Origin of the sequence: Bradyrhizobium daqingense (assembly GCF_021044685.1) — a bacterium.
Taxonomy (GTDB): domain Bacteria; phylum Pseudomonadota; class Alphaproteobacteria; order Rhizobiales; family Xanthobacteraceae; genus Bradyrhizobium; species Bradyrhizobium daqingense.
Genome location: NZ_CP088014.1, coordinates 2,976,812 through 3,001,720 on the forward strand (window position 1 = coordinate 2,976,812; position 24,909 = coordinate 3,001,720).

Below are 24,909 nucleotides of genomic sequence, written 5' to 3' on the forward strand. Positions count from 1 at the left end.
GCCAACCCGAGCACTGCGAGGTCGGACGATGGCCGACGCCACCACCGCTTCACCTGCCATGATGGCGGATCCTGCTTCGGAGCGGATCGCGCCGAAGCGGCTGTTCGCGTTCATCATCATGGTATTCGGGATGTTCATGTCGATCCTGGACATCCAGATCGTCTCGGCGTCCCTTAGCGACATCCAGGCCGGATTATCGGCGAGCTCGAGTGAAGTCTCCTGGGTCCAGACCGCCTATCTGATCGCAGAAGTGATCGCGATCCCGCTCTCGGGATTCCTGTCGCGCGCCTTCGGCACGCGGCTGCTGTTCGCGATCTCGGCCGCTGGCTTCACCGCTGCGAGCCTGCTCTGCGGCTTTGCTTCCACCATCGAGGAGATGATCCTCTGGCGCGCGCTCCAAGGGTTTCTCGGCGCCGGCATGATCCCGACGGTGTTCGCTTCGGCCTATACCGTGTTCCCGCGCAGCAAATTCCACATCGTCGGGCCCATCATCGGTCTCGTCGCAACGCTGGCGCCGACCATCGGGCCGACGGTCGGCGGTTACATCACCGATGTGATGTCGTGGCACTGGTTGTTCTTCATCAACGTGCTGCCCGGCATCGGCATCACCTTGGGCGTGCTGGCGCTGGTCGATTTCGACGAGCCGCATTTCGAGCTGCTCGAACGCTTCGACTGGTGGGGCCTCCTGTTCATGGCCAGCTTCCTCGGCACGCTGGAATATGTGCTTGAGGAAGGCCCGCAATATGAATGGATGCAGGACACCTCCGTGGCGGTCTGCGCCTGGATCTGCGCGATCTCCGCGATCGCCTTCTTCTGGCGCGTCTTCACCGCCGCCGAGCCGATCGTCAATCTGCGGACCTTCTCCAACCGCAATTTCGCGATCGGCTGCACGCTGCAGTTCTGCATCGGCATCGGCCTCTACGGCCTGACCTACATCTATCCCCGCTATCTCGCTGAAGTGCGCGGCTACAGCGCGCTGATGATCGGCGAGACCATGTTCGTCTCGGGCATCACCATGTTCCTGGTCGCGCCGCTGGTCGGCCGCCTGATGGCGAAGGTCGACATGCGCTACATGATCGCATTCGGCCTCATCGTGTTCGCGATCGGCTCCTACCAGATGACATGGATCACGCGCGACTACGATTTCTACGAGCTGCTGGTGCCGCAAATCCTGCGCGGCATCGGCATGATGTTCGCGATGGTGCCAACCAACAACATCGCGCTGGGCACGCTGGCACCTGAAAAAGTGAAGAACGCCTCGGGCTTGTTCAACCTGACGCGCAATCTCGGCGGCGCGGTCGGGCTCGCCGTCATCAACACCATGCTCAATGACCGCACCGACCTGCACATCACCCGGCTCCAGGAGCGCGTGACCTGGGGCAATGCCACCGCGACCGAAACCCTGACCATGTTCATGCAGAAGTTCCAGGGACTGGGTGACTCCACGCTGATGGCGATGAAGCAACTCTCGCAGCTGGTGCACCGCCAGGCCGTGGTGATGAGCTTCGGCGATGCCTTCTTCATGATGGCGGTGTTCTATCTCGGCCTCAGCCTGCTGGTCGCGCTATTGAAGAAGCCGCCTTCGCCGTTCGGCGCCGGCGGCGACGCGCACTAATTTGCAACACTCGTTCGTGATCTCGCGTGAGGCCCGTTGCAAATCGCAAACGGCACATCTATAAAGCGCACCTCATTCATTCGAACCGGGGAGAGATTTGCATGATTTCGTCGCATTCGCAGATCGTACGCCCGCGCTCGATGGTGACCTCGATCACGTTCTGGCTCGGTATGTACGCGGCCTGCTAGAGGCCTCTTCCGCCAGTTTCGATTGGGCCAGGGTTTCGACCCAGCGCCCCGATCGCTCAGCTTCCCAAGTCAAAGTCAGTTTTAAGTGACGCCGTCTCGGCCTTCGCGGCCGACCTGCGCCCATCGATGGAGCCGGCCCGCGCGTGCGGCCGGATGATGTCATGACCGCTCTGTCAAAAAAGCCAGCCGCGATTCGCGTGGTGCTGCCCTTCGTCTTCCGGCACTGGCTGAAGCAACCGGGGCGCGGCCTCGTCGTGGCCGGCGGCCTGTTGGGTGCGACCATCGCCGACCTGTTCATGCCGGTATTCTCGGGCCATCTGGTCGACGCGCTGACGCGCGGACCTTCCGATCCCGATGCGCGCCACGCGGCGCTGGTGGCGTTCGGCGCCATCGTGGCGCTGGGCGCGGCCTCGATGGTGCTGCGGCTGATCGGCCTTCAGGCCATCGTACCGTTCACGCTGAAGATCATGTCCGACGTCGCGCAGGACGCGTTCACGCGCGTGCAGCGCTTCTCGACCGATTGGCATGCGAACTCGTTCGCCGGCTCCACGGTGCGCAAGATCACCCGCGGCATGTGGGCGCTCGACCTGCTCAACGACACCATCCTGATGGCGCTGGCGCCGTCGCTGCTGGTGCTGGTCGGCTCGATGATCCTGCTCGGCGTGCACTGGGCGTCGCTTGGCCTCGTGATCGCGGTCGGGGCGATCGTCTACGTCACCATCACGGCGGTGCTCTCGACGCGCTACATCGCGCCAGCGGCACGAATCTCCAATGCCTGGGACACCAAGGTCGGCGGCACGCTGGCGGATGCATTGACCTGCAATGCCGTGGTGAAGTCGTTCGGCGCGGAGGCGCGCGAGGACGCGCGGCTCGCCCGCGTCATCAACCGCTGGCGCGTGCGCGTGCGGCGGACCTGGTATCGCTACAATTACACGGCGATGTCGCAGCTGTCCTTGCTGCTGTGCCTGCGCGCGTCGGTGATCGGCGGCTCGGTGCTGCTGTGGATGTCGGGGCACGCCTCGCCCGGCGACGTCACCTATGTGCTGACGAGCTATTACGTCATCCACGCCTATTTGCGCGACGTCGGCATGCACATCAACAACCTCCAGCGTTCGGTCAACGACATGGATGAATTGGTGGCGATCCATGACGAGCCAATCGGGATTGCGGATGCGCCCGATGCGCGGCCGATCGCCATCGAGGGCGGCGAGATCGTGTTCGACGACGTCACGTTCCACTATGGCGGCCATCGCGCGCCGCTCTATGACAGGCTGTCGCTGACGATCCGCGCCGGCGAGCGGGTCGGCCTCGTCGGCCGCTCGGGCTCCGGCAAGACGACCTTCGTCAAGCTGGTGCAGCGGCTTTACGACGTCACCGGTGGCCACGTGCTGATCGACGGGCAGGATATCGCACTGGCGACGCAGCACTCGCTGCGCAGCCAGATCGCGATCGTGCAGCAGGAGCCGATCCTGTTCCACCGCTCGCTCGCCGAGAACATCGCCTATGGCCGGCCGGGCGCCAGCCTCGAGTCGATCGAGCAAGCGGCGCGGCTCGCCAATGCGCATGACTTCATCCTGCGCCTGCCGAAGGGCTACGGCACGCTGGTCGGCGAACGCGGCGTGAAGCTGTCCGGCGGCGAGCGGCAGCGCGTCGCGCTGGCGCGCGCCTTCCTGGCGGATGCACCGGTGCTGATCCTGGACGAGGCGACCTCGAGCCTCGATTCGGAATCGGAGGCGCTGATCCAGCAGGCGATGGAGCGGCTGATGAAGGGCCGCACCTCGATCGTGATCGCGCACCGCCTGTCGACGGTACGGAGCCTCGATCGCATCCTGGTGTTCGATCGCGGCGAGATCGTCGAGCAGGGCACGCATGCCATGCTCGCGGGCAAGCGAGGGGGCATCTATCGCGGTCTGTTCGAGCGCCAGGTGGTGGAGCTCGGGCATATCGCAGCGGCGGAGTAAGGCGCGCGGCGGCGGGCAAATTGCCCGAAGCCGGGTCGCCAAGGATGGACTGACATGAAAGATCTGACGAACGGCTCCATCGTGAGACACATCCTGGCCATGGCACCGCCGATCATGGTCGGGATGATCACGATCATGATCTGCCAACTGGTCGATCTCTATTTCGTGTCGGGATTGGGCGACGCGGCGGTCGCCGGTGTCGCCGCGGCCGGCAACGCCGGCTTTCTCGTCAACGCCCTGATGCAGGTGCTCGGCGTCGGCACGGTAGCGCTGATCGCGCATGCCGTGGGGCGCAAGGATCGGGCGGACGCCAATCTGATCTTTAACCAGGCGATCGCGCTGTCGGTGCTGTTCGGGTTGCTGACCTTGGTTGCAGGCCTTGCATTGTCGCGCCCCTACATGCGTGCGGTCGCGGCCGACGACGCCACGGTCGAGGCCGGCACCATTTATCTGCTCTGGTTCATGCCGGCGCTGGCGTTGCAATTTGCCACGCAGGTGATGGCGTCGGCGTTGCGGGCCACCGGCATCGTGAAGCCGAGCATGCTGGTTCAGGCACTTTCCGTGATCATCAATATCGCGCTTGCGCCGGTGCTGATCGCGGGCTGGGGCACGGGCTACGCTCTCGGCGTTGCCGGAGCAGGCCTTGCAAGCTCGCTGGCGGTCTTCATCGGCGTGCTGATGCTGTTCGCCTATTTCCTCAAGCTGGAGCGTTATGTCGCCTTCCATCCCGCGCAATGGCGGCCGCGGCTTTCGCAGTGGAAGCGGATCCTCAATGTCGGCCTGCCCGCCGGCGGCGAGTTCGTGATGGTCTTCATCATCATGGGCGTTGGCTTTTACGTGCTGGGCGTTTTCGGCCCGGCGGCGCAGGCAGGATTCGGCATCGGAACGCGCCTGCTCGGCCTGATCCAGATGCCGGCGCTTGCCATCGCCCTGGCTGCGGGACCCATCGCCGGCCAGAATTTCGGCGCCGGCAATGGCGCGCGCGTGCGGGAAACCTTCGTCAAGGCGGCGCTGATCGCGACCGCCGTGATGATCGTGTTCCTGGTCCCCGCGCAACTGGTGCCGGGTCTGTTGCTTGCCGGCTTCGCTCAGGATCAGGAGACGATGGCGGTTGCCTCGCTCTTTCTGCGCATCGTCTCGCTCAACATGCTGGTGCAGGGGCTGATCTTCACGTGCTCCAGCATGTTTCAGGGGCTTGGCAACACCAAGCCGGTGTTGTGGACCTCGGCGGTGCGGGTCCTCACCTATTCCCTGCCGTCGATCTGGCTCTCGACCCGGCCGGGCTTCCGGATGGAGCATGTCTGGTATTTGTCGATTGCGACGGTCGGGCTCCAAGCCGCCCTGAGCCTGTGGTTGCTGCGCCGCGAGTTCAGGAAGCGCCTTACAATGTCGCCGCAGGGGAGGGTCTCGGAGCCGGAGCGCCCCGAACCCGCTGCGCCTCTCGTCCGCCAGCCTGCATAGCGACAGCTTGTCCATCTCCCCCGGCTTCGGTCGGGGGGATGGCGCTGACGAAGAGGAGCCGAGCTAAAGCGCGCCGACGCTGTTCCAGACGAGCGTCACGCCCGACACGAACAACAGGCCGAGCACGACATCGCCGAAATGCTTGTCGTTCAGGGCATGGTACACTCTCGCGCCTGCCCATGCACCGATCAGCGTGCCGGGAAAGGCGATCAGCGCGAGCCAGATCACTTTTAACTCGACCAGCCCCGATGCGGTCTGCAGCACCAGCGCGGTGGCGAGCACGGTGAAATTGAAGAGCTGAAAGATGCCGCGGCGCTCGTGCTTGTTCCAGCCGCGGATGTTGGCCCACAGGATCGGCAGCGGCCCGGACAATCCGGCGAGGCCGCCGAGAATGCCGCCGGCAAAGCCGATCGCACCGTCGGCGATCCGGCCGCCGAACTTGATCGCGAGCGGCCGCTTGTTCAGATACAGCGCGCTCGAAAAGATCAGGATCAACACGCCGACGCTCAGCTTGAACACTTTAGGATCGGCCGAGGCGATCATCATGGTGCCCAGGGGAACGCCGATCAGTCCGCCGATCAGGAACGGCCACACCAGCGACAGGTCGAAGCTCTTCCACATCGAGGGCAGCGTCGAGGTCTGCGCGATCACCGAGCAGATCAGCACCAGGGGCACCGCGAGCGAAGGCGGCAGGACGTAGAGCCAGATGCCGAGCGCCATCAGCGCCGTGCCGAATCCGGCCAGCCCCGACACGAAGCCCCCGGCCAAGGCGCCGAGCAGCAGCAGTGCATAGGTGAGCGTTTCCAAACAATTGTCCTTGTCGCGACGGGCGATCCCGAACAGTTGATCGCCATCGCCCGCATAGCACGCTTGCTGCCGTGCAGGTCAATCCGTGCCCCACGCAAGCGTGATCTGCGATGTCGGGCTTTTGCGAAAGACACGCCTACATGACGATCGTACTTCAATCCCAGGGGGCCTGCCCGACGCCACCATGCGCTTCAACCGGCCAGTCCCGAATGAGACAATGGAGAATGACCATGACCCGCACGAACATAGCCGTTGCGGTCGCGCTGTTGTCGGGTGCGGCCTTGATGCCGACAATGGCGCAGGCGCAGTTTTCGGAGCCCGCGGCCTATCAAGCCGCCCATCCCGATCGTGACGTGCTGAATGGCGGCCAGCTCACGCCTGCGGCCCGCGCCGCGCTGGGTGAGCAGAGTAGTCCGCGTGATGCCTATGCATCGCAGGGCTATCCGTCACCTGCTGCACCTGTCGTTCGCTCGCGCCATCGCCGTCATCGATAGAATTCCTTAAACGATCTGTCTGGCGTCGACCGGCTTGTGCATGGCGCCGACCAGGATGCGCAGCGCCTCCGTCAATTCCGATCGGTTGCGCGCCGCACCCAGCGATACCCGCGCCGCATGCGGTGGTGTACCGTCCACAGAGAAGGCATCGCCGGCAACCACCGCCAGCCCGTTCCGCAGCAGATGCGCTACGACGTCCGGACGGCCCTCGGGCAAGCGCAGCCACAAATGATGGGCTGCAGGCTTGGCCAGGAACTGAAATCCCTTTAATGCGCGTTGCGCCAACTGCTGGCGGCCGACTGCCTCGCTCCGGATGGCGGTGATGATGCGATCGGCGATGCCGGTCTCGATCCAATGCGTCACCAGCGCGACCATCAGCGGCGCCGGCATCTGCACCGTCGCCTGCAAATGGCTGCGCATCGTCTGCTGTGCATCGTTGTCGGGCGCCAGCAGATAGGCGACGCGCAAGGCCGGCGCGATACATTTCGACAGCGTGGTTGCGAGATAAGTCCGCTCCGGGATGAGGCTCGCGATCGGCGTTGCCGAGCGGTCGAACAGCCCATAGGCATCGTCCTCGATCAGAGTCGTATCGGCGTCGCTGATGATCTTCGCGATCGCCTCACGCCGTGCCGTGGACAATGTTGCCGTGGTCGGATTGTGCAGCGTCGGAATGAGATAGACGGCCTTCGGCTGGTGCGCGCGGCAAGCCGACGCCAGCGCATCGGGCAGGATGCCGCCGTCGTCCATGGCGACGCCGACGAGGTTGATGCCGAGCCGTGCGGCGGCAGCCTTGATGCCGGGGAAGGTGAGGGCCTCCGTCAGCACAACGTCGCCAGGCCGCGCAAGGTGCGCGAGCAGGTTGAACAGGATGGTCTGCGCGCCCGGATAGATCACGAGCCTGTCGGCATGCGCATGCGGCACGAGTGCACGCATCCAGCGCGCCGCCACCTCGCGCTCATGCGCGCTGCCGCCGGGCGGCTGGTAGTTGAGATGCGCCGTCAGGCCCGATTGCGCGCGGATGGCTTCCATGCCTGCGATGATGCGTTCGTCGAGCTGCGCCTCCAGCGGATGCGGCGGCACGTTCATCGAAAGATCGATCGCGACTGGATGGGGCAAGTCCACCGCGCGGCGCGCGCTGGTCTCCGACACGAACGAGCCCTGTCCGACCCGGGCCTCCATGATGCCGCGGCGCCGGGCTTCGGTGTAGGCGCGCGTCACCGTGGTGAGGTCGATGCCGAGCGCCTTTGCGAGCGCACGTTGCGTCGGCAATTGCTGGCCGCGCACCAGCCGGCCGGCGGCGATGTCGGCCTCCATGGCCTCGACAATGCGCTGGTACCGCGGGCCCGAGAGCTCCGAGATTGTAGGGGTCCAATCCATGCAATTAGGCCCATATCCTTTGAATGTATGGATGCAAGATATTATTGTATGGATCGTCGGAAAGGAAGAGGTGTGGTCATGGCGGTCTCTCTGGCAAAGGCGATGTGGCGCGGTTTTTGCGGCAAGTGCCCGAATTGCGGGGAAGGGCACATGTTCGGCCGCTTCCTGAAAGTGGCCGATACTTGCGAGCATTGCGGCGAGGAACTTTTCCACCAGCGCGCGGACGACTTTCCGGCCTATCTCGTGATGGTCGTGGTCGGCCATCTCGTGGTGCCGGCGATCCTCGCGATCGAGACCGCCTACGCGCCGCCGGAGTGGCTGCAACTCGCGGTGTGGCTGCCGGTGACGCTGTTCGCCTCGCTCGCATTGCTGCAACCGACCAAGGGCGCCATCGTCGGGCTGCAATGGCAGCTCGGCATGCATGGTTTCGAGCCGAGCAAGCTGCGGCGCGAAGCCGATGAACTCGCGCCGGCGCTGGTGAAGGCGGACACGCGCGCGGCTTAAGCGAAGTTTACATCCCGCACTCGGCCGCTACACTCCATCGTAGAAACAAGAACGATGGAAACGCCGATGGCCCCACGCGCGAAGACCTTCCTACTCTGTCATGGCGCATGGTCCGGCGGATGGGCCTGGAAGAAGATGCATCCGCTGATGGCGCAGGCCGGCCACCGCCTGGTGGCGCCGACCTATACGGGCCTCGGCGAGCGCGCGCATCTGGCAAGCCCGTCGATCGATCTCGAGATGCATATCCAGGACATCCTCAACGTCATCGCCTTCGAGGATTTGAGCGACATCGTTCTGCTCGGCCACAGCTATGGCGGCATGGTCGCGACCGGCGTCGCCGACCGCGCGCGTGAGCGCGTGACGCAGCTGATTTATCTCGACGCCTTCGTGCCGCGTGAGGGCCAATCGCTGTTCGATCTCAACGAGGGCGGCCGCGAGCCGATGCGCAAGGCAGCCGCCGCCGGCGACGGCTATCGCATCCCGCCGAACCCGCCGCCGCCAGATACGCCGCAGGCCGATCTCGACTGGCTCAATGCGCGCCGCGTCCCGATGCCGATCAAATGCTTCGAGACGCGCTTGAAGCTCGCGCATGGCGAGGCGACAGTGCCGCGCAGTTACATCTATTGCACCCGCATCCCGCCGGCTGACGTGTTCGGGCAGTTCGCGCAGCGGACGAAGACCGAGGATGGTTGGCGCTATGTCGAGCTCGATGCCAGCCACGCGCCGAACGTGACGGCGCCGGAGGCGCTGATGGCGGTGTTGGCAAAGATCGTAGCGTAACTTGCGGCCGTCATTCCGGGGCGTGCGCAGCACGAACCCGGAATCCATTTCTCCACCCTTCCTGCCGCCCGATGGATTCCGGGCTCTCGCTTCGCGAGCCCCGGAATGACACCATTTGAATGGCGGCGCCGGCCCAGGAGTGACAGCGGCCAAAATGGTGAGGGGCCCGATGCGTCAGCATCGAGCCCCTCGTCGCAAGATATCAGCCGGCCTGTAAGCCGGGTTCTGTAGGGCACCGTCCGCTTGCGCGAACGATGCGTGACGGCCATTCCTCTGGGGTCATGTTTGCACATGGCCTCGAGCAACCTACCCGGACGGCGGGCCTGACATCGCCCCGCGGCGTTATCGCTTTCGCGAACAGCCCGCTACGCCGTCCCTATTCGGTTTTGCTCCCGGTGGGGTTTGCCATGCCGGCTCCGTTGCCGGACCCGCGGTGCGCTCTTACCGCACCTTTTCACCCTTACTTCCTCCGTGGAGGGAGCGGTTCGTTCTCTGTGGCACTTTCCCTGGGGTCACCCCCGCCGGACGTTATCCGGCACCGCATGTCAAGGGAGCCCGGACTTTCCTCCCCGGCGGCCTTTCGGCCCCTGCCGGAGCGGCCGTCCGGCCGACTGACTGATAACGCATGGAGCATTTGTGACGGGTTCGTCAAGCCGGTATCGCCGCGCGCACTGCCTCCAAATAATTTATCCTGAAGATGTCGTTTGGCGCGTGCCTCGTTCGACTGGATGTCGGCGACGGTGCCGAGCAACAGGAGTGAAGCAATGCAATATCTGCTGATGATCTACCAGAACGAGGTCGAGTACGCGAAGAACGACGCGGCGACCACCCAGAAGATGCTGGCCGAGTATCAAACCTTCACGCAAGGCATCATCCAGAACGGCAATTTCAAGGCCGGCGACCGCTTGCAGCCGACCACGACCGCGACGACCGTGCGCGTGCGCGATGGCAAGACGCTGACGACCGACGGTCCGTTTGCGGAGACGCGCGAGCAGCTCGGCGGCTACTATCTGATCGAAGCCAAGGATCTGAACGCCGCGATCGAGATCGCCGCGCGGATTCCCAGCGCGCGGATCGGCTCAATCGAGGTGCGGCCGATCTGGGTGTACGACAAGTGACGGCCGAGCCGCGCGTCGGCGCATGACGCCTTCCGAGATCGACAAGATCTTCCGCGACGAGGCGGGGCGTGCGCTTGCCACGCTGATCCGCCTCGTTGGCGATTTCGATCTCGCCGAGGATGCGCTCCAGGATGCCTTTGCCGTCGCGCTGGAGCGCTGGCCGGCGTGCGAGGTCCCCGACAATCCGCGCGCCTGGCTGGTCAATGTCGCGCGCAATAAGGTGATCGACCGCATTCGCCGCCAGGCTGTCTTTCGCAGCAAGCAGCAGGCGCTGGTGCACGAGCTCGAGCTGAATGCGCAGGCGCCGGACGAGCCGCCGGCCACGCTCGACGACGACATGCTCAGGCTGATCTTCACCTGCTGCCATCCGGCGTTCGCGGCCGAGGTCCAGGTCGCGCTGACGCTGCGCACCGTCTGCGGGCTGTCGACGGCGCAGGTCGCCCGCGCCTTTCTCGTCAGTGAGGAGGCGATGGCGCAGCGCCTCGTCCGCGCCAAGCAGAAGATCCGCCTCGCCGGCATTCCCTATGAGGTGCCGGAGCGCGCCGGCCTGGCGCAGCGGCTCGACGGCGTGCTCGCCGTGGTCTATCTCGTGTTCACCGAGGGCTATGTCGCGACGTCCGGAACGGACCTGATGCGGCCCGATCTCGCCGTCGAGGCCATCAGGCTCGGCCGCCTGCTGGACCGATTGATGCCCGATCGCGCCGGCATCAAGGGCCTGCTGGCCTTGATGCTGCTGCACGATGCGCGTCGCGCGGGGCGGCAGACGCCGGGCGGCGATATCGTGCTGCTCGAAGAGCAGGACCACTCGCTGTGGGACCGCGCGCAGATCGAGGATGGCCTGAGATTGGTAGAGGATGCGCTATGCCTGCCGGGCCGGCCGCAGCCCTATGCCGTGCAGGCCGCGATCGCGGCGCTGCATGCCCGCGCGACAAGCTTTGCGGAGACGGATTGGCCGCAGATTGCGGGGCTCTACGGAGTGCTACTGCGCATCAGTCCTTCGCCGGTAGTCGAACTGAACCATGCCGCAGCGGTGTCGATGGTCGACGGACCTTCGCGCGCACTCGCTCTTGTCGATGCGATCACCGCGCGCGGCGGGCTCGACGGTTATGAGCTGATGCCAGCGGTGCGCGCGGATCTGTTGCGGCGGCTCGGGCGGAAGAAGGAAGCGCGCGAGGCGTATCGCGCCGCGACGGAAGCGACACAGCTGGAGCCGTTGCGGCGGCTATATGCGCGGCGGGTGAGGGAGATGGATTGAGTTGCCGTCATGGCCGGGCTTGTCCCGGCCATCCACGTTCTTCGTGAGCGGATACAAAGGCGTGGATGCCCGGGTCAAGCCCGGGCATGACGGAGCAAGTGGCCAAATTTTCGAAGTCGTCTGTCACTTCGACGCGACCTCCGTCGTCTCTTGCGGCAGGCTCGCCAGCAACGCCTGCAATGTCGACAGCGTCGAATGGTCGGCGACGCCGTCCAGCCGCGCAGGGCGGAAATGGCGCTGGAAGGCGGTGACGACTTCCATGGTCGCAGCGTCATATTTGCCGTTCAGGGGCACGCCATAGCCGTAGCGGGCGAGGGCCTGCTGCATGCTCAGCACCGCGTCGCTGATGGTGCCGAGCATCAGGCTCTCCCCGCGCACCACCGGCGCAGGCGTGACCCAGTGTCCGACGCCGGAATTGGCCAGCGAATGCCACGGAAACTTCTCGCCGGGATCCTTCTTGCGCGCGGGCGAGACGTCGGAATGGCCGAGCACCCGGTGCGTCGGGACCTTGCGGCGGAGCATGATGCCGCGGCACAGCGCGATCACGGCGGCGATCTGGCGCAGCGGATACTCCGGATAACCCCAGTCGTGGCCGCGATTGATGATCTCGATGCCGATCGAGCAGGAATTGATGTCGTCCTCGCCGGCCCAGGAGGAGACCCCGGCGTGCCAGGCGCGCTTGGCCTCGGGCACGCATTGCACGATGCGGCCGTCCTCCAGCACGACGTAATGCGCCGACACCTCGGTTCCGGCGGTGCACAGCCGTGCCAGTGCGCCCTCGACATCGGGCATGCCCGTGTAGTGCAGCACGATCATGTCGGGCTGCCGTCCCTTGTTGCGCTCGCCATAATTGGGCGAAGGGATGATATCGGAGACGATCGAGGAATCCGGGTCGAACGTCCGCATGTTCGCCGCGGCCTTGGGAACCGGGAGAACGCGTTGACGCTTCGAATCAGATCCAGACGGCGTGGACGAACCGGACGACATGAACAGCTCGAGAAGGACGAAGAGTGGGCCAAGCCCTTCTCTTTACTATTCCTTTACCCCCCGCCGTACGCAATCGCACGGCGCGGTTAACGTGTGCATTTTGGCCATGTGTGTGGATGACGCATCACCACACCGATACCTTTTCGACTTGTCGCGAGCCGATCAACGCTTTCTTAACGCTAAGCGCCGTTACTGAGAGATGAAGTGCCGACCCGCATCCGGAGGCGGCCAAAGCGTATTTTGGCTCGAAATCCCATGGCTGCCCGACAAATTCCACTGGGAACACTGGGTTTGCGGCCCGGGGCGACCGGGCTTGGTAACCATGCTGGACGAGGGCTTTGTCGTGGAACCGCCGCGACGCGGAATCATTCGAGGCGTGATGGGCTTGTTCGTCCGCGATCCGGCACGGCCGGCGTCAGGCAGGCTTGGCGCATGAACTCGGCTCCGCACATTCCCGTTCTCGGCCGCGAGGCTGTCGATCATCTCGCTCCGCGCGCGGGCGGGATCTACGTCGACGCCACCTTCGGTGCCGGCGGCTATAGCCGCGCCATCCTCGAGGTGCCGGGAACCCGGATTATTGCCATTGACCGCGACCGCACCGCGATCACCGGCGGTGCCGAGCTGGTCGAACGCTCCGACGGCAGGCTGACGCTGGTCGAGGACTGCTTCTCCAACCTCGCCGACATCTGCGCGGCACAGGGCGTCGATGGGGTCGATGGCGTCGTGATGGATGTCGGCGTGTCCTCGATGCAGCTCGACCAGGCCGGCCGCGGCTTCTCCTTCCGTCTCGACGGTCCGCTGGACATGCGGATGGGGCAGACAGGCCCGACCGCGGCGGACGTCGTCGCGCGCGCCTCCGAAGGCGACCTCGCCGACATCATCTATCTCTTGGGCGAAGAGCGGCATTCACGCCGCATCGCCCGCGCCATCGTCGCGGACCGGCAGGAGACGCCGTTCACGACCACGCGCGCGCTCGCCGACCTCGTCGGCCGGGTGGTGCGATCCAAGCCCGGCGACATCCACCCGGCAACGCGGACGTTTCAGGCGCTGCGCATCTTCGTCAACGAGGAGCTGGAAGAACTTCAGACCGCGCTCGCCGCGGCCGAACGTGTGCTCAGGCCCGGCGGCCGCTTGGTCGTGGTCTCGTTCCATTCGCTGGAAGACCGCATCGTCAAGAATTTCCTCGGCGCGCGGTCCAGGACCGGCGGCGGTTCGCGGCATCTGCCGGAAGTCGCGCAGATCGCGCCGAGCTTCCAGTTGCTGACGCGGCGGCCGGTCGTGGCCGGTGAGGACGAGGTCGCGCATAACCCGCGTGCGCGCTCCGCAAAGCTGCGCGCCGCCGAGCGCACCACGGCGCCGGCGCATGAGGATGACGAAGAATCGTCCTGGCCGAAGCTCTCCGACGTCATGAGAGGTGGCTAGCGCATGCGCTTCATCCACCTCCTCGTCATCGGCGCGCTGATCTTCGCAGCCGCCCATGTCTACCGCATCAAGATGGACTCCACCGCGCGCACCGAGAAGGTGCTGCGGCTGCGTGCAGAGATCCGCGAGCAGCGCGATGCGATCGCCTCGCTGCGCGCCGAATGGGCCAAGCTCGATGCGCCACATCGCCTGCAAGGACTGTCCGACCGGCATCTGTCGCTCAAGCCGATCAACGGCACGCAGTATGACTCGCTGAAGAACCTGCCGGAGCGTCCGCCGCGGATGTTCAGGCCCGGCGAGCCCGACCCGATCGGAGCCATGCTCAAGACCATCGAAGCCGCGAGCGATCCCGATAGCGTCACGGGCTCCGTGCCTCAGCCGGAGGACAATCAATGACCGCCGTCGTTCCGGCCAAGCCCGCACCGACCGAGCCCTGGCGGCGGCGGTTGATCCGCAGCCTGCTCTACGGGCGCAACGTCGATCGCGCCGCGAAGGCGCGCGCGCGCGTCGGCCTTGCGATGCTCGCCTTCGCCTCGGTCTACGCCCTGATCGGCGGCCGCCTCGTGATGTTCGCGATCGGCGCCGACGCGCATGGTGCCCGCCGCGCTGCGGCGCAGGAGGTGGTTGCGACCGCGCGGCCCGACATCGTCGACCGCAACGGCGCGATCCTCGCCACCGACGTCAAGGCGTCGAGCCTGTTCGGCGAGCCGCGGCGCATCATCGACAAGGACGAGGCGATCGAGCTTCTGACGGCGACCATCCCCGACCTCGACGAGGCCGAGGTGCGTGAGCGCCTGAAGACGCGCAAGGGCTTCGTCTGGCTCAAGCGCGAGGTCACGCCGGCGCAGCAGCAGGCCGTCCACAAGCTCGGCATTCCCGGCATCGGATTCCTGCGCGAGAACAAGCGCGTCTATCCGACCGGCAACGAGGTTGCCCACTTGATCGGCCTCGTCAACATCGACAACCAGGGCATTGCCGGCCTGGAAAAGTGGCTCGACAACCAGGGCCTCGCCGATCTCCATCGCGCCGGCTTTGCCACGGACAGGCTGCAAAAGCCGATCGAGCTCGCGGTCGATCTGCGCGTCGAGCACGCGCTGCGCGACGAACTATTGAAGGCGAAGGACAAGTACCACGCCAAGGCCGCCTCCGGCATCGTCTCCAACGTCAAGACCGGGGAGATCGTGGCGATGGTCTCGCTGCCCGACTTCGATCCCAACAATCCGAAGGAAGCGCACGACCCCGATCGCATCAACCGCCTGACCACTGGTGTCTACGAGATGGGCTCGACCTTCAAGGCGTTCACGCTGGCGATGGGACTCGATTCCGGCAAGATCAATCTGAACTCGATGTGGGACGCACGCGGGAACCTGCACTACGGCAAGTTCACCATCCACGACAGCCATCCGCTCGGGCGCTTCATCAACACCAAGGAAGTGTTCACCTACTCGTCCAACATCGGCGCGGCACGGATCGCGCTCAACCAGGGCGTCGAGGCGCATAAGGCGTTTCTCGCCAAGATGGGCCAGATGACGCGCCTGCGCACGGAGTTGCCGGAGAGCGCAGCGCCGCTGCTGCCGCGGCGCTGGAGCGAGCTGAACACGGTCACCGCCGCGTTCGGCCAAGGTCTCTCGGTGGCACCACTGCAGGCGGTGATGGGCATCAACGCGCTGGTGAACGGCGGCTATCTAATTCCGCCGACCTTCATGAAGCGCAGCGAAGCCGAAGCGGCCGCGCTGGCCAAACGCGTGATCAAGACGGACACCAGCGACAAGATGCGGTATCTGATGCGGCTCAATGCCGAAATCGGAACCGCCAAGACCGCCGACATCAAGGGCTATTACGTCGGCGGCAAGACCGGCACGTCCGAGAAGGTCTTCAACGGCCGCTACGTCAAGAAGCGCGTGCTCAACTCCTTCACCGCCATCCTGCCCTGCGATGATCCGAAATATCACGTCCTGATCATGCTGGACGAACCCCAGGCCATCCCAGAGACGAAGGGTTTCATCACCTCGGGCTGGAACGCGGTGCCGACGGCCGCCAAGGTGATCGAGCGAATCGCGCCGGTGCTGGGCATCGAGCCGCGGTTCGACCTGCCGCCTGCGGACCGCCTTATTCTTGCAGCATCCAGGACAACCCAGTAATCAACCGGGTGGGCCGTTGTCGCCAGTGAGTCGGGGCTTTTCCGAAGCCTCGGTCGTCAGGCGCGGCATGTCGACTGGAATACCATGAAGCTGCGCGACCTCCTAGGCAATGATGCCGCAATCGAGCCCGCCGCGGCGGCGCTCGATGTGACCGGCCTTGCGCTCGACAGCCGCCAGGTCAGGCCGGGCGACCTCTTCTTCGCGCTTGCGGGCAGCAAGACCGACGGCGCACGTTTCATCGATGCGGCCGTCGCCGCAGGCGCGGTGGCTGTCGTCGGCGACCATGCGCCTGATGGCATCAAGGTGCCGTTCGTCACGGTAGCCAATCCGCGCCGCGCGCTGGCGCTGGCCGCGGCAAGATTCTTTCCGGCGCAGCCCGCGACCATCACTGCCGTGACCGGCACCAGCGGCAAGACCTCGGTCGCGGCCTTCACGCGCCAGATCTGGGAGCGGCAGGGACATGCCTCCGCCAGCATCGGCACCATCGGCCTCGTCTCGCCCAAGCGCACCGTCTACGGCTCGCTGACGACGCCCGATCCGATCGCGCTGCACCGGCAGATCGACGAGATCGCCCGCGAGGGCGTCACGCATCTCGCCTTCGAGGCGTCCTCGCACGGGCTCGACCAATATCGCCTCGACGGCGTGCGGGTCTCGGCCGGCGGCTTCACCAATCTCTCGCGCGACCACATGGACTATCATCCGACCGTCGCGCATTACCTCGCGGCGAAGCTCCGTCTGTTCCGCGAACTGGTCGCCCCCGGCGGCGCCGCGGTGATCTCGGCCGATCATGATTGCTCGGCGGAAGCCGTCGACGCAGCGAAGGCGCGCGGCCTGCGCGTGATGGCGGTCGGCCGCAGTGGCGACGGAGCAGGCGAGGGCATCCGGCTCGCGGATGCCAGTGTCGAGGGCTTTTCGCAACTGCTCGCGCTGGAGCATCGCGGTAAGCGCTATTCCGTCGGGCTGCCGCTGGTCGGCGAGTTCCAGATCGAGAACGCGCTGGTGTCGGCCGGCCTTGCCATCGGCACCGGCAGCGACGCGGCCGATGTGTTTGCGTGCCTCGAACATCTCGAAGGCGCCAAGGGCCGGCTCGAGCGCGTCGGTGAGCGCAACGGCGCGCCCATCTTCGTCGACTATGCGCACAAGCCCGATGCGTTGGCGAAGGCGCTGCAGGCGCTGCGTCCCTATGCCAAGCGCAGGCTGGTCGTCGTGTTCGGCGCCGGCGGCGATCGCGATGCCGGCAAGCGGCCGATCATGGGCGAGATCGCGGCCGAGAACGCCGACGGAATCATCGTCACCGACGACAATCCGCGCAGCGAGAAGCCGGAAGCGATCCGTGCCGCGATCCTCGCCACAGCCAAGGGCGCCCGCGAGATCGGCGACCGCGCCGCCGCGATCCGCGCGGCGATCGAGGATTTGCAGGAGGGCGACGCGCTGCTCATCGCCGGCAAGGGCCACGAGACCGGGCAGATCGTCGGCGGCCAGACGCTGCCCTTCAGTGATCACGAGGCGGTCGCCGCCGCACTAACATCGAGGGTTGCATGAGCGCGCCGATTTGGACGGTTGCCGAGGTCGCGCGCGCGCTGGGGGTGGACGGATCATTCCCGGAGACGGCAATCGATTTCATCACCCAGGACAGCCGTCTGGTGAAGCCGGGCAGCCTGTTCGTCGCGCTGAGCGGCACGCCGAGCGGCGGCTTCGTCTCGGCCTTTGCCAGCGCGCGCGACGGCTGGGAGTTCGCGGACAAGGCGGAAGCTTCAGGCGCGGTCGCGATGATCGTGCCACACGAGATCGCAGGCATCCGCATTCCCCAGATCGTCGTGAAGGACACGCTGATCGATGGCCTCTGGGGTCTCGCGCGCGCCGCACGCGCGCGCTTCCGCGGTCCGGTGATCGGGCTGACCGGCAGCGCCGGCAAGACCAGCACCAAGGAGTTTCTGGCGGCTTATCCCAACGCCTATGCCAGCCCGTCGAGCTTCAACAATTTCTGGGGCGTGCCGCTGACGCTGTGCAATGCCCGGCCTGACGCCAGCCTCTGGGTCGTCGAGATGGGCATGAGCCAGAAAGGCGAGATCGCGCGGCTCAGCGAGCTGACGCAGCCGACGGTCGCGCTGGTCGTCAACGTCCAGCCGGTGCATCTGGAGAAGCTCGGCTCGCTCGAAGCCATCAGGCGCGAGAAGGTGTCGATCGCGCTCGGCCTGCCCGAGGACGGCGTGCTGGTGCTGCCCGCCGGGATCAAGGCGTCGGAATGGAAGGGCAAGGTGGTGCGCTTCGGCGAGCATGCCGAGGTGCACGAGGTCGCGCATGCGCCGCATGGCGAGAGCTGGCAGGTCGTGGCCATGATCGGCAAGAAGGAGATCGCCTTCAGCCTGACGCCCGGCGCGCCGCACCGCGTGCAGAATGCGCTGGCTGCGCTCGCCGCGATCCGCGCGGCGAACCTCGATGCGGCGACGCTCGCGATCAAGCTCGATCGCGTCGGTATCATGACCGGCCGCGGCGTCGAGCAGGCGGTGGGCGGCGTCACCGTGGTCGACGACAGTTTCAACGGCAATCCGGCCAGCGTCGCTGCCGCACTGCAAAGCCTGCAGGCGCGCAACATGACCGGCGGCCGGCGCATTGCGGTGCTCGGTGACATGCTGGAGCTGGGTGCTGACGCACCAAGCTACCACACCGCCCTCGCCAAGCATCTCGACGGTATCGACGGAGTCTATTGCGTCGGACCCTTGATGCGCCACCTCGTCGACATACTGCCGCCGGGCAAGGGCCTGGGCTGGCACGACGATCCCGCCACGCTGCAGCCGAGCGAGGTTGCGAGCCTGCTGAAGGCAGGCGACGTCGTGGTTGTCAAGGGCAGCAAGAAGATGTTCTGGGTCAACAAGTTTGTGCCGGGTCTGGTGGCCGCCTTGCAGGCAAAGGCGTAAACTGCTTGGAAGGCGCTGTTCCCGAATCCTAACCCTTTGCGGCACGAAGCCGTCTGTTTCCCCGAGGTCGTATCCGACCCGATGATGAAGACCAGCGAATGCGCGTGAGACATGTCGAGCCTGGGAGTAAAGCCGAGGCCGCGTGTACGAAGGCGCCATAGGACCGTCTGAATGTTTTACTGGCTGATCGAGCTTTCCAACACAATTCCGGGCTTCGGTGCGTTTCGCACCTTCCTGAACGTCTTCCGCTACATCACCTTCCGCACCGGCGGCGCCGTCGTCACCGGCGCGCTGTTCGTGTTCCTATTCGGGCCGTGGATCATCGATCATCTGCGCATCCGTCAGGGCAAGGGCCAGCCGATCCGCACCGACGGTCCGCAATCGCACCTCGCCAAGAAGGGCACGCCCACCATGGGCGGCTTGATGATCCTGTCCGGACTCACCGTCGGGACCGTGCTGTGGGCCAACCCGCTCAACCCCTATGTCTGGATCGTGCTGGCGGTGACGCTGGGCTTCGGCTTCGTCGGCTTCTACGACGACTATCTCAAGGTGACCAAGCAGACCACGACCGGGTTCGGCAGCAAGCTTCGCCTGCTGATCGAGGCGGTGATCGCGCTGGTCGCCTGCTACGCCTTGGTGCGGCTGAACCGTGATCCTGCCTCGACCGCGCTGACGGTTCCGTTCCTGAAGGACACGGTGCTGCATTTCGGCTGGTTCTTCGTCGTCTTTGGCGCCTTCGTCATCGTCGGTGCCGGCAATGCGGTGAACCTCACCGATGGTCTCGACGGCCTCGCCATCGTGCCGGTGATGATCGCCACCGCGAGCTTTGCGATGATCGCCTACCTCGCCGGCAACGCGGTCTTCGCCGAATATCTCCAGATCAAATATGTCGCCGGCACCGGCGAACTCGCGGTGCTCTGCGGCGCGCTTCTGGGCGCCGGCCTCGGCTTCCTCTGGTTCAACGCGCCGCCGGCCTCGATCTTCATGGGCGATACCGGCTCGCTCGCGCTTGGCGGCATGCTCGGCGCTATCGCAGTCGCGGTGAAGCACGAGATCGTGCTCGCGGTCATCGGCGGCCTGTTCGTGCTGGAGGCGGTCTCCGTCATCGTGCAGGTGGTGTCGTTCAAGCTCACGGGCAAGCGCATCTTCCGCATGGCGCCGATCCATCACCATTTCGAGCAGCTCGGCTGGACCGAGCCGCAGATCGTGATCCGGTTCTGGATCATCTCGGTGATGCTGGCGCTCGCCGGCCTGTCGACGCTGAAGCTGCGGTGATGGTACGGCGATGATCCCCGTCACATCCTTCGCCGGCAAGACCGTCGCGGTGTTCGGCCTCGGCGGCTCGGGGCTCGCCTCTTGCCATGCGCTCAAGGCCGGTGGCGCCGAGGTGATCGCGGCCGACGATAATGCCGAGAACGTCACCAAGGCCGCGCAGGCCGGTTTCATCACCGCGGATTTGCGCAACCTCACCTGGACGAATTTCGCCGCGCTGGTGCTCGCGCCCGGCGTGCCGCTGACCCATCCAATGCCACATTGGAGCGTGCTGAAGGCGCGCGAAGCGGGGGTCGAAGTGATCGGCGATATCGAGCTGTTCTGTCGCGAGCGGCGCCGCCACGCACCGGATGCGCCATTCGTCGCCATCACCGGCACCAACGGCAAGTCGACCACGACGGCCCTGATCGCGCACCTGACGAAGGTCGCCGGCTACGACACCCAGATGGGCGGCAATATCGGCACCGCGATCCTGTCGCTGGAGCCGCCGCGCATGGGCCGCGTCCACGTCATCGAGATGTCGTCCTACCAGATCGACCTCGCCCCCTCGCTCGATCCCTCCGTCGGCATATTGCTCAACGTCAGCGAAGATCACATCGACCGTCACGGCACCATCGCGCACTACGCTGCGGTGAAGGAGCGTCTCGTCGCTGGCGTGCAAGCAGGCGGCACCGCGATCGTCGGCGTCGACGACGGTTTTTGCCGCGACATCGCCGACCGGCTCGATCGTGCCGGAAAGAACGTAGAACGCATCTCGGTCAAGAATCCGCTCGCGAGCGGGATCTATGTCGAGCATGGCGATATCGTCCGCGCCTCGGGCGGGGCACGAAGCGAGATCGCGGCGCTGGCCGGCATCGGCTCGCTGCGCGGCCTGCACAACGCGCAGAACGCGGCGGCGGCATCCGCTGCCGCGCTGGCGATGGGCATCAGCCCGGATGTGCTGCAGAATGGCCTGCGCAGCTTTCCCGGCCTTGCGCACCGCATGGAGCAGGTCGGCCGCCGCGGCAACGTGCTGTTCGTCAACGATTCCAAGGGCACCAACGCAGATGCTACCGCGCACGCGCTGTCGTCCTTCTCGGACATCTTCTGGATCGCCGGCGGCAAGCCGAAGGCCGGCGGAATAACTGGCCTTGCCGGCTTCTTTCCGCGCATTCGAAAAGCCTATCTGATCGGCGAAGCCGCGCAGGAGTTTTCGGGCACGCTGGGCACGCGGGTGGCGCACGAGATCAGCCAGACGCTGGATGTCGCCGTCGAGCACGCCGCGCACGATGCGGAAGCCGCAGGCCTCACCGACGCCGTCGTGCTGCTGTCGCCGGCCTGCGCCTCCTTCGACCAGTACCGCAACTTCGAAATCCGCGGCACCAAGTTCCGCGAGCTGGTTCAGGCGCTGCCGGGCGTGAAGCCGGTGGTGTGAGCATGTCGCGGCGACGCTGGATCGGGTTAGTCGCCGTCGTGTTTGCCGTTGCCCTTGTTGCGGGTCTCGTCTTCCTCGCTGCCATTTTTGACGTCATGAACGGTTTCGCCGCGTGCCGTATCGTTCGGCAGAGTTGGTTTGCATCCCCGAACGGAAGCAACTCAGTCGTCGTGGTATGGAAGGAATGTGGTGCGACGGTGCCCGACAGAACGCAGGCCGGCATCGTCAGACGCGGACGAGCATTCTCTTCCGACAAAGAGCCAACCTTTCTCAGCGTGCGCGGGCACCAGGATGTTCTCGTTGCCTGGAGTAGCGAGCAGGCCGTCAAGATCGGGTTCATTCCCGGGACAGCCCAGATCTATAAGCGTGATCAGCGCGCTGGGGACGTCACGATCAGCTACGACTAGGGTTGTCGTGTCCCGGACGCGGCGCGGCACGAAGTGACGCTCCGCAGAGCTGGGACCCAGAAGTCGCTGGGCCCCCGGCTCTGCAGCGCACCGCACGAGCGCTGCGCTGCGTCTGGGGCACCGGCACTCTCCACAACTTCATCAATTCCCTTAACCCTGCGGTAACCAACCTCGGCGACCAATGGACTATCTCTGTCCGAAAGCGGCCGCCCATGCTCTCCCGTGAAGAACGCACCCCCTTTTCCGAGTGGTGGTGGACCGTCGACAAGCCGCTGATGGGCGCCATTTTGGCTCTGATGCTGACCGGGGTGATCCTGTCGTTGGCGGCGAGCCCGCCGGTTGCGACCCGGATCGGGCTTGATCCCTTCCATTTCTTCAGCCGCCACGTGATGTTCCTCCTGCCGTCCTGCCTGGTGCTGCTCGGAGTGTCCTTCCTGTCGCCCCGCGCGATCCGCCGCTCGGCCCTGATCATCTTCGCGGCCAGCATCATCCTGATCGTGCTGACCCTTGCCGTCGGCCCGGAGGTGAAGGGCTCGCGGCGCTGGATCACGCTGCTCGGCGTCAACATCCAGGCCTCCGAAATCGCAAAGCCGTCCTTCGTCGTCATCGCCGCCTGGCTGTTCGCGGAATCGACCAAGCGGCCGGAGATGCCGGCGACCTCGATGGCGCTGGCGCTGCTCCTGATGCTGGTCGCGCTGCTGGTGATGGAGCCCGACTTCGGCCAGACCATGCTGATCCTGATGGTGTGGGGCTCGCTGTTCTTCATTGCGGGCATGCGCATGATCTGGGTGTTCGGTCTCGCAGGTCTCGGCGCGGCCGGCCTGTTCAGCGCTTACCTGTTCGTTCCGCACGTCGCAGGCCGTATCAAGCGTTTCATGAACCCGGCCTCCGGCGACACGTTCCAGGTCGATACCGCCATGGAAGCCTTCTACAATGGTGGCTGGTTCGGCCTTGGGCCCGGGGAGGGGATTGCAAAACGCAGCCTGCCGGACAGCCATACCGACTTCGTGTTCGCGGTCGCGGCCGAAGAGTTCGGCATCATCCTGTGCCTGGCCATGCTGGCGCTGTTCACCTTCGTCGTGATGCGCACGCTGTCGCGCGCCTATGCCAATGAGGACATGTTCTCGCGCTTCGCCGCCTCCGGCCTCGCGATCCTGTTCGGCGTGCAGGCGGCGATCAACATGTCGGTCAACCTCCAGCTCATTCCCGCCAAGGGCATGACGCTGCCGTTCATCTCCTATGGCGGCTCATCGATCGTGTCGCTGGCCTATGGCGTCGGCATGATGCTGGCCCTGACGCGGCTGCGCCCGCGCACCGAGGTCGAGGCGAGCGGCCGCGCCGAGGCGATGCGGAGTTACGCGTGACAGGTCTCGTGTCCCGGACAAGCGCAGCGAAGCGGAGCGCAGAGCCGGGACCCAGAATGCCGCAAATCATGGGCCCCGGTTCAGCAGCGTACCACGCTGTGAAGGACAGCGCGCTGCGCTGCGCACCGGGGCACGCACCGCGGAGCCGGCTCGCAATGCCCAGAAAGTCCCTGTAGAACCCCACATCATGGACACGTCCCCCCTGATTCTTCTCGCCGCGGGCGGCACCGGCGGCCATCTGTTTCCGGCCGAAGCGCTCGGCGTTGAATTGATCCGGCGCGGCTATCGCGTTCGCCTCGTCACCGACGAGCGCGCGCTGCGCTATAGCGGGCTGTTCACCAAGGACATGATCGACGTCGTCTCGAGCGAGACCGCGCGCGGCCGCAATCCGTTCCAGCTCGCCTATGCCGGCCTCACGCTCGCCCTCGGTACGCTCTCGGCCTTTCGCCTGATCAAGCGGTTGAAGCCTGTCGCTGTCGTCGGCTTCGGCGGCTATCCGACGCTGCCGCCGCTGGTCGCGGCGAAATTCGCCGGCGTGCCCGGGATCATCCACGACGCCAACGCCGTGCTCGGCCGTGCCAACCGGTTCCTGTCGAGCCGCGTCCGCGCCATCGCGACGTCCTTGCCCGGCGTGCTCGACCGCGATCCCGCGTTGTCGGCCAAGACCACGACTGTGGGCACGCCGATGCGGCCGGCGATCCTCGCGGCGGCCGCGGTAAAATATGCAGCCCCTGAAGCGAATGGTCCGCTGCGGCTGCTCGTCGTCGGCGGCAGCCAGGGCGCGCGCATCATGGCCGACATAGTGCCGGGCGCGATCGAGCGGCTCGAGCCTGCACTATGGAGCCGCCTCGTCCTGACCCAGCAGGTGCGCGAGGAGGACATGAGCCGCGTGCGCGCGGTCTACGACAAGCTCAAGATCAAGGTCGAGCTCGCACCCTTCTTCACCGATTTGCCGGCGCGGCTCGCCTCCAATCATCTCGTGGTGTCGCGTTCCGGCGCCGGCACGGTCGCCGAGCTCGCCGCGATCGGCCGTCCCTCGATCCTGGTGCCGCTGCCCGGCTCGATCGATCAGGACCAGTTCGCCAATGCCGGCGTGCTGGCCCAGGTCGACGGCGCCATCCGCATCCCGCAGACCGAATTCACCTCCCATCGTCTCGCCTCGGAAATCTCCGCTTTCGCCGCCGAGCCGGCGCGCCTCGCCCGCATGGCCGAAGCCGCCCGCGGCGCCGGCCGGCTCGACGCGGCCGAGCGGCTGGCCGATCTCGTGGTCAAAGTCGCCGGAATCTGACGCCTGTTCCGGCCCGGTTGGCCAAAAAAGCCCCTTGTCATGCCCCGCGAAAGCGGGGCATCCAGTATCCGACGCAGTTGATTTGAATCTCTGGCGTCGCGGAGTACTGGATCGTCCGCCTTCGCGGACGATGACC

At 65.7% G+C, this 24,909-nt stretch carries 21 protein-coding genes and 1 other RNA gene; 18 read left to right on the forward strand and 4 right to left on the reverse strand.

The genetic code is table 11. The features are described from left to right. Nucleotides 1-28: 28 nt before the first annotated feature. From LPJ38_RS14275 to LPJ38_RS14285, 3 genes are all read left to right on the forward strand, one after another. Entirely contained in the window at nucleotides 29-1,615 is a 1,587-nt protein-coding gene (locus tag LPJ38_RS14275) for a DHA2 family efflux MFS transporter permease subunit (protein ID WP_145634787.1), read from the forward strand. A 349-nt stretch (nucleotides 1,616-1,964) separates the two neighbouring features. Beyond that, the gene (locus LPJ38_RS14280) at nucleotides 1,965-3,764 is read left to right on the forward strand and encodes an ABC transporter ATP-binding protein (RefSeq protein ID WP_167520502.1); all 1,800 of its coding nucleotides are present in this window, start codon (nucleotides 1,965-1,967) and stop codon (nucleotides 3,762-3,764) included. A 54-nt stretch (nucleotides 3,765-3,818) separates the two neighbouring features. Next, entirely contained in the window at nucleotides 3,819-5,225 is a 1,407-nt protein-coding gene (locus tag LPJ38_RS14285) for an MATE family efflux transporter (protein ID WP_145634778.1), read from the forward strand. Between the two features lie 63 nt (nucleotides 5,226-5,288). Here LPJ38_RS14285 and LPJ38_RS14290 read toward each other — a convergent pair whose 3' ends face one another. After that, nucleotides 5,289-6,032: a sulfite exporter TauE/SafE family protein gene (locus tag LPJ38_RS14290; RefSeq protein WP_145634775.1), complete on the reverse strand. Its 744-nt coding sequence runs from the start codon at nucleotides 6,030-6,032 to the stop codon at nucleotides 5,289-5,291. Nucleotides 6,033-6,262: 230 nt separating this feature from the next. Here LPJ38_RS14290 and LPJ38_RS14295 point away from each other — a divergent pair, with 230 nt between their 5' ends. Continuing rightward, on the forward strand, nucleotides 6,263-6,526 hold the full coding sequence (locus tag LPJ38_RS14295; RefSeq protein ID WP_167520501.1) for a hypothetical protein: 264 nt from the start codon (nucleotides 6,263-6,265) through the stop codon (nucleotides 6,524-6,526). 6 nt (nucleotides 6,527-6,532) lie between these two features. Here the strand turns inward: LPJ38_RS14295 and LPJ38_RS14300 are convergent, their stop codons facing one another. Then, nucleotides 6,533-7,903, reverse strand: a complete 1,371-nt coding sequence (locus tag LPJ38_RS14300) for an aminotransferase-like domain-containing protein (protein ID WP_145634769.1) — start codon at nucleotides 7,901-7,903, stop codon at nucleotides 6,533-6,535. 48 nt (nucleotides 7,904-7,951) lie between these two features. On the opposite strand from LPJ38_RS14300, the gene LPJ38_RS14305 reads away from it, so the two are divergent. Both LPJ38_RS14305 and LPJ38_RS14310 read left to right on the forward strand, forming a co-directional pair. Then, entirely contained in the window at nucleotides 7,952-8,407 is a 456-nt protein-coding gene (locus LPJ38_RS14305) for a DUF983 domain-containing protein (RefSeq protein WP_404437939.1), read from the forward strand. Between the two features lie 66 nt (nucleotides 8,408-8,473). Beyond that, on the forward strand, nucleotides 8,474-9,187 hold the full coding sequence (locus LPJ38_RS14310; RefSeq protein ID WP_167520499.1) for an alpha/beta fold hydrolase: 714 nt from the start codon (nucleotides 8,474-8,476) through the stop codon (nucleotides 9,185-9,187). Between the two features lie 198 nt (nucleotides 9,188-9,385). Here LPJ38_RS14310 and rnpB read toward each other — a convergent pair. Continuing rightward, nucleotides 9,386-9,802, reverse strand: an RNA gene (gene rnpB / locus LPJ38_RS14315) — RNase P RNA component class A. A 149-nt stretch (nucleotides 9,803-9,951) separates the two neighbouring features. Here rnpB and LPJ38_RS14320 point away from each other — a divergent pair. Further along, nucleotides 9,952-10,305 carry a YciI family protein gene (locus LPJ38_RS14320; RefSeq protein ID WP_145634762.1) on the forward strand — a complete coding sequence of 118 codons (354 nt, stop codon included), beginning with the start codon at nucleotides 9,952-9,954 and terminating at the stop codon, nucleotides 10,303-10,305. A 22-nt stretch (nucleotides 10,306-10,327) separates the two neighbouring features. Then, nucleotides 10,328-11,560 (forward strand): RNA polymerase sigma factor, encoded by a 1,233-nt coding sequence (locus LPJ38_RS14325; protein WP_145634759.1) that lies wholly within the window; start codon nucleotides 10,328-10,330, stop codon nucleotides 11,558-11,560. A 123-nt stretch (nucleotides 11,561-11,683) separates the two neighbouring features. On the opposite strand, the gene LPJ38_RS14330 is transcribed toward LPJ38_RS14325, so the two are convergent. Continuing rightward, a complete protein-coding gene (locus LPJ38_RS14330; RefSeq protein ID WP_145634756.1) occupies nucleotides 11,684-12,466 on the reverse strand; it encodes an N-acetylmuramoyl-L-alanine amidase in 783 nt (260 codons plus the stop codon). Between the two features lie 513 nt (nucleotides 12,467-12,979). Here LPJ38_RS14330 and rsmH point away from each other — a divergent pair. From rsmH to murG, 10 genes are all read left to right on the forward strand, one after another. Continuing rightward, nucleotides 12,980-13,969 carry a 16S rRNA (cytosine(1402)-N(4))-methyltransferase RsmH gene (gene rsmH / locus LPJ38_RS14335; RefSeq protein WP_167520498.1) on the forward strand — a complete coding sequence of 330 codons (990 nt, stop codon included), beginning with the start codon at nucleotides 12,980-12,982 and terminating at the stop codon, nucleotides 13,967-13,969. A 3-nt stretch (nucleotides 13,970-13,972) separates the two neighbouring features. Beyond that, nucleotides 13,973-14,365, forward strand: a complete 393-nt coding sequence (gene ftsL, locus LPJ38_RS14340) for a cell division protein FtsL (RefSeq protein WP_145634750.1) — start codon at nucleotides 13,973-13,975, stop codon at nucleotides 14,363-14,365. Further along, nucleotides 14,362-16,110: a peptidoglycan D,D-transpeptidase FtsI family protein gene (locus LPJ38_RS14345; protein ID WP_145634747.1), complete on the forward strand. Its 1,749-nt coding sequence runs from the start codon at nucleotides 14,362-14,364 to the stop codon at nucleotides 16,108-16,110. Before ftsL ends, LPJ38_RS14345 begins: the two co-directional genes overlap by 4 nt. Before the next feature lie 84 nt (nucleotides 16,111-16,194). Beyond that, the gene (locus LPJ38_RS14350; RefSeq protein WP_145634742.1) at nucleotides 16,195-17,652 is read left to right on the forward strand and encodes a UDP-N-acetylmuramoyl-L-alanyl-D-glutamate--2,6-diaminopimelate ligase; all 1,458 of its coding nucleotides are present in this window, start codon (nucleotides 16,195-16,197) and stop codon (nucleotides 17,650-17,652) included. Beyond that, complete coding sequence (locus LPJ38_RS14355) at nucleotides 17,649-19,028, forward strand: UDP-N-acetylmuramoyl-tripeptide--D-alanyl-D-alanine ligase (RefSeq protein WP_145634736.1); 1,380 nt, start codon at nucleotides 17,649-17,651, stop codon at nucleotides 19,026-19,028. The genes LPJ38_RS14350 and LPJ38_RS14355 overlap by 4 nt, the downstream gene beginning before the upstream one ends. 171 nt (nucleotides 19,029-19,199) lie before the next feature. Next, the gene (gene mraY, locus LPJ38_RS14360; protein WP_060735186.1) at nucleotides 19,200-20,303 is read left to right on the forward strand and encodes a phospho-N-acetylmuramoyl-pentapeptide-transferase; all 1,104 of its coding nucleotides are present in this window, start codon (nucleotides 19,200-19,202) and stop codon (nucleotides 20,301-20,303) included. Between the two features lie 10 nt (nucleotides 20,304-20,313). After that, nucleotides 20,314-21,714 carry a UDP-N-acetylmuramoyl-L-alanine--D-glutamate ligase gene (gene murD, locus LPJ38_RS14365; RefSeq protein WP_145634729.1) on the forward strand — a complete coding sequence of 467 codons (1,401 nt, stop codon included), beginning with the start codon at nucleotides 20,314-20,316 and terminating at the stop codon, nucleotides 21,712-21,714. A gap of 2 nt (nucleotides 21,715-21,716) precedes the next feature. Next, nucleotides 21,717-22,121: a hypothetical protein gene (locus LPJ38_RS14370; protein WP_145634722.1), complete on the forward strand. Its 405-nt coding sequence runs from the start codon at nucleotides 21,717-21,719 to the stop codon at nucleotides 22,119-22,121. Between the two features lie 212 nt (nucleotides 22,122-22,333). Further along, nucleotides 22,334-23,485: a putative lipid II flippase FtsW gene (gene ftsW / locus LPJ38_RS14375; RefSeq protein WP_145634717.1), complete on the forward strand. Its 1,152-nt coding sequence runs from the start codon at nucleotides 22,334-22,336 to the stop codon at nucleotides 23,483-23,485. A 187-nt stretch (nucleotides 23,486-23,672) separates the two neighbouring features. Beyond that, nucleotides 23,673-24,773, forward strand: coding sequence for an undecaprenyldiphospho-muramoylpentapeptide beta-N-acetylglucosaminyltransferase (gene murG / locus LPJ38_RS14380; protein WP_145634711.1), 1,101 nt, complete (start codon nucleotides 23,673-23,675; stop codon nucleotides 24,771-24,773). The last annotated feature ends 136 nt before the right edge of the window (nucleotides 24,774-24,909 follow it).

What these genes read in the sequence shown, in the direction of transcription:
- murG (WP_145634711.1), top strand. Translation starts at nt 23,673, where the DNA reads ATGGACACGTCCCCCCTGATTCTTCTCGCCGCGGGCGGCACCGGCGGC.
- LPJ38_RS14310 (WP_167520499.1), top strand. Translation starts at nt 8,474, where the DNA reads ATGGCCCCACGCGCGAAGACCTTCCTACTCTGTCATGGCGCATGGTCC.
- mraY (WP_060735186.1), top strand. Translation starts at nt 19,200, where the DNA reads ATGTTTTACTGGCTGATCGAGCTTTCCAACACAATTCCGGGCTTCGGT.
- ftsL (WP_145634750.1), top strand. Translation starts at nt 13,973, where the DNA reads ATGCGCTTCATCCACCTCCTCGTCATCGGCGCGCTGATCTTCGCAGCC.
- LPJ38_RS14295 (WP_167520501.1), top strand. Translation starts at nt 6,263, where the DNA reads ATGACCCGCACGAACATAGCCGTTGCGGTCGCGCTGTTGTCGGGTGCG.
- LPJ38_RS14330 (WP_145634756.1), bottom strand. Translation starts at nt 12,466, where the DNA reads ATGCGGACGTTCGACCCGGATTCCTCGATCGTCTCCGATATCATCCCT.
- LPJ38_RS14300 (WP_145634769.1), bottom strand. Translation starts at nt 7,903, where the DNA reads ATGGATTGGACCCCTACAATCTCGGAGCTCTCGGGCCCGCGGTACCAG.
- LPJ38_RS14275 (WP_145634787.1), top strand. Translation starts at nt 29, where the DNA reads ATGGCCGACGCCACCACCGCTTCACCTGCCATGATGGCGGATCCTGCT.
- ftsW (WP_145634717.1), top strand. Translation starts at nt 22,334, where the DNA reads ATGCTCTCCCGTGAAGAACGCACCCCCTTTTCCGAGTGGTGGTGGACC.
- LPJ38_RS14350 (WP_145634742.1), top strand. Translation starts at nt 16,195, where the DNA reads ATGAAGCTGCGCGACCTCCTAGGCAATGATGCCGCAATCGAGCCCGCC.
- LPJ38_RS14305 (WP_404437939.1), top strand. Translation starts at nt 7,952, where the DNA reads ATGGATCGTCGGAAAGGAAGAGGTGTGGTCATGGCGGTCTCTCTGGCA.
- LPJ38_RS14345 (WP_145634747.1), top strand. Translation starts at nt 14,362, where the DNA reads ATGACCGCCGTCGTTCCGGCCAAGCCCGCACCGACCGAGCCCTGGCGG.
- rsmH (WP_167520498.1), top strand. Translation starts at nt 12,980, where the DNA reads ATGAACTCGGCTCCGCACATTCCCGTTCTCGGCCGCGAGGCTGTCGAT.
- LPJ38_RS14325 (WP_145634759.1), top strand. Translation starts at nt 10,328, where the DNA reads ATGACGCCTTCCGAGATCGACAAGATCTTCCGCGACGAGGCGGGGCGT.
- LPJ38_RS14285 (WP_145634778.1), top strand. Translation starts at nt 3,819, where the DNA reads ATGAAAGATCTGACGAACGGCTCCATCGTGAGACACATCCTGGCCATG.
- LPJ38_RS14280 (WP_167520502.1), top strand. Translation starts at nt 1,965, where the DNA reads ATGACCGCTCTGTCAAAAAAGCCAGCCGCGATTCGCGTGGTGCTGCCC.
- LPJ38_RS14320 (WP_145634762.1), top strand. Translation starts at nt 9,952, where the DNA reads ATGCAATATCTGCTGATGATCTACCAGAACGAGGTCGAGTACGCGAAG.
- LPJ38_RS14370 (WP_145634722.1), top strand. Translation starts at nt 21,717, where the DNA reads ATGTCGCGGCGACGCTGGATCGGGTTAGTCGCCGTCGTGTTTGCCGTT.
- murD (WP_145634729.1), top strand. Translation starts at nt 20,314, where the DNA reads ATGATCCCCGTCACATCCTTCGCCGGCAAGACCGTCGCGGTGTTCGGC.
- LPJ38_RS14355 (WP_145634736.1), top strand. Translation starts at nt 17,649, where the DNA reads ATGAGCGCGCCGATTTGGACGGTTGCCGAGGTCGCGCGCGCGCTGGGG.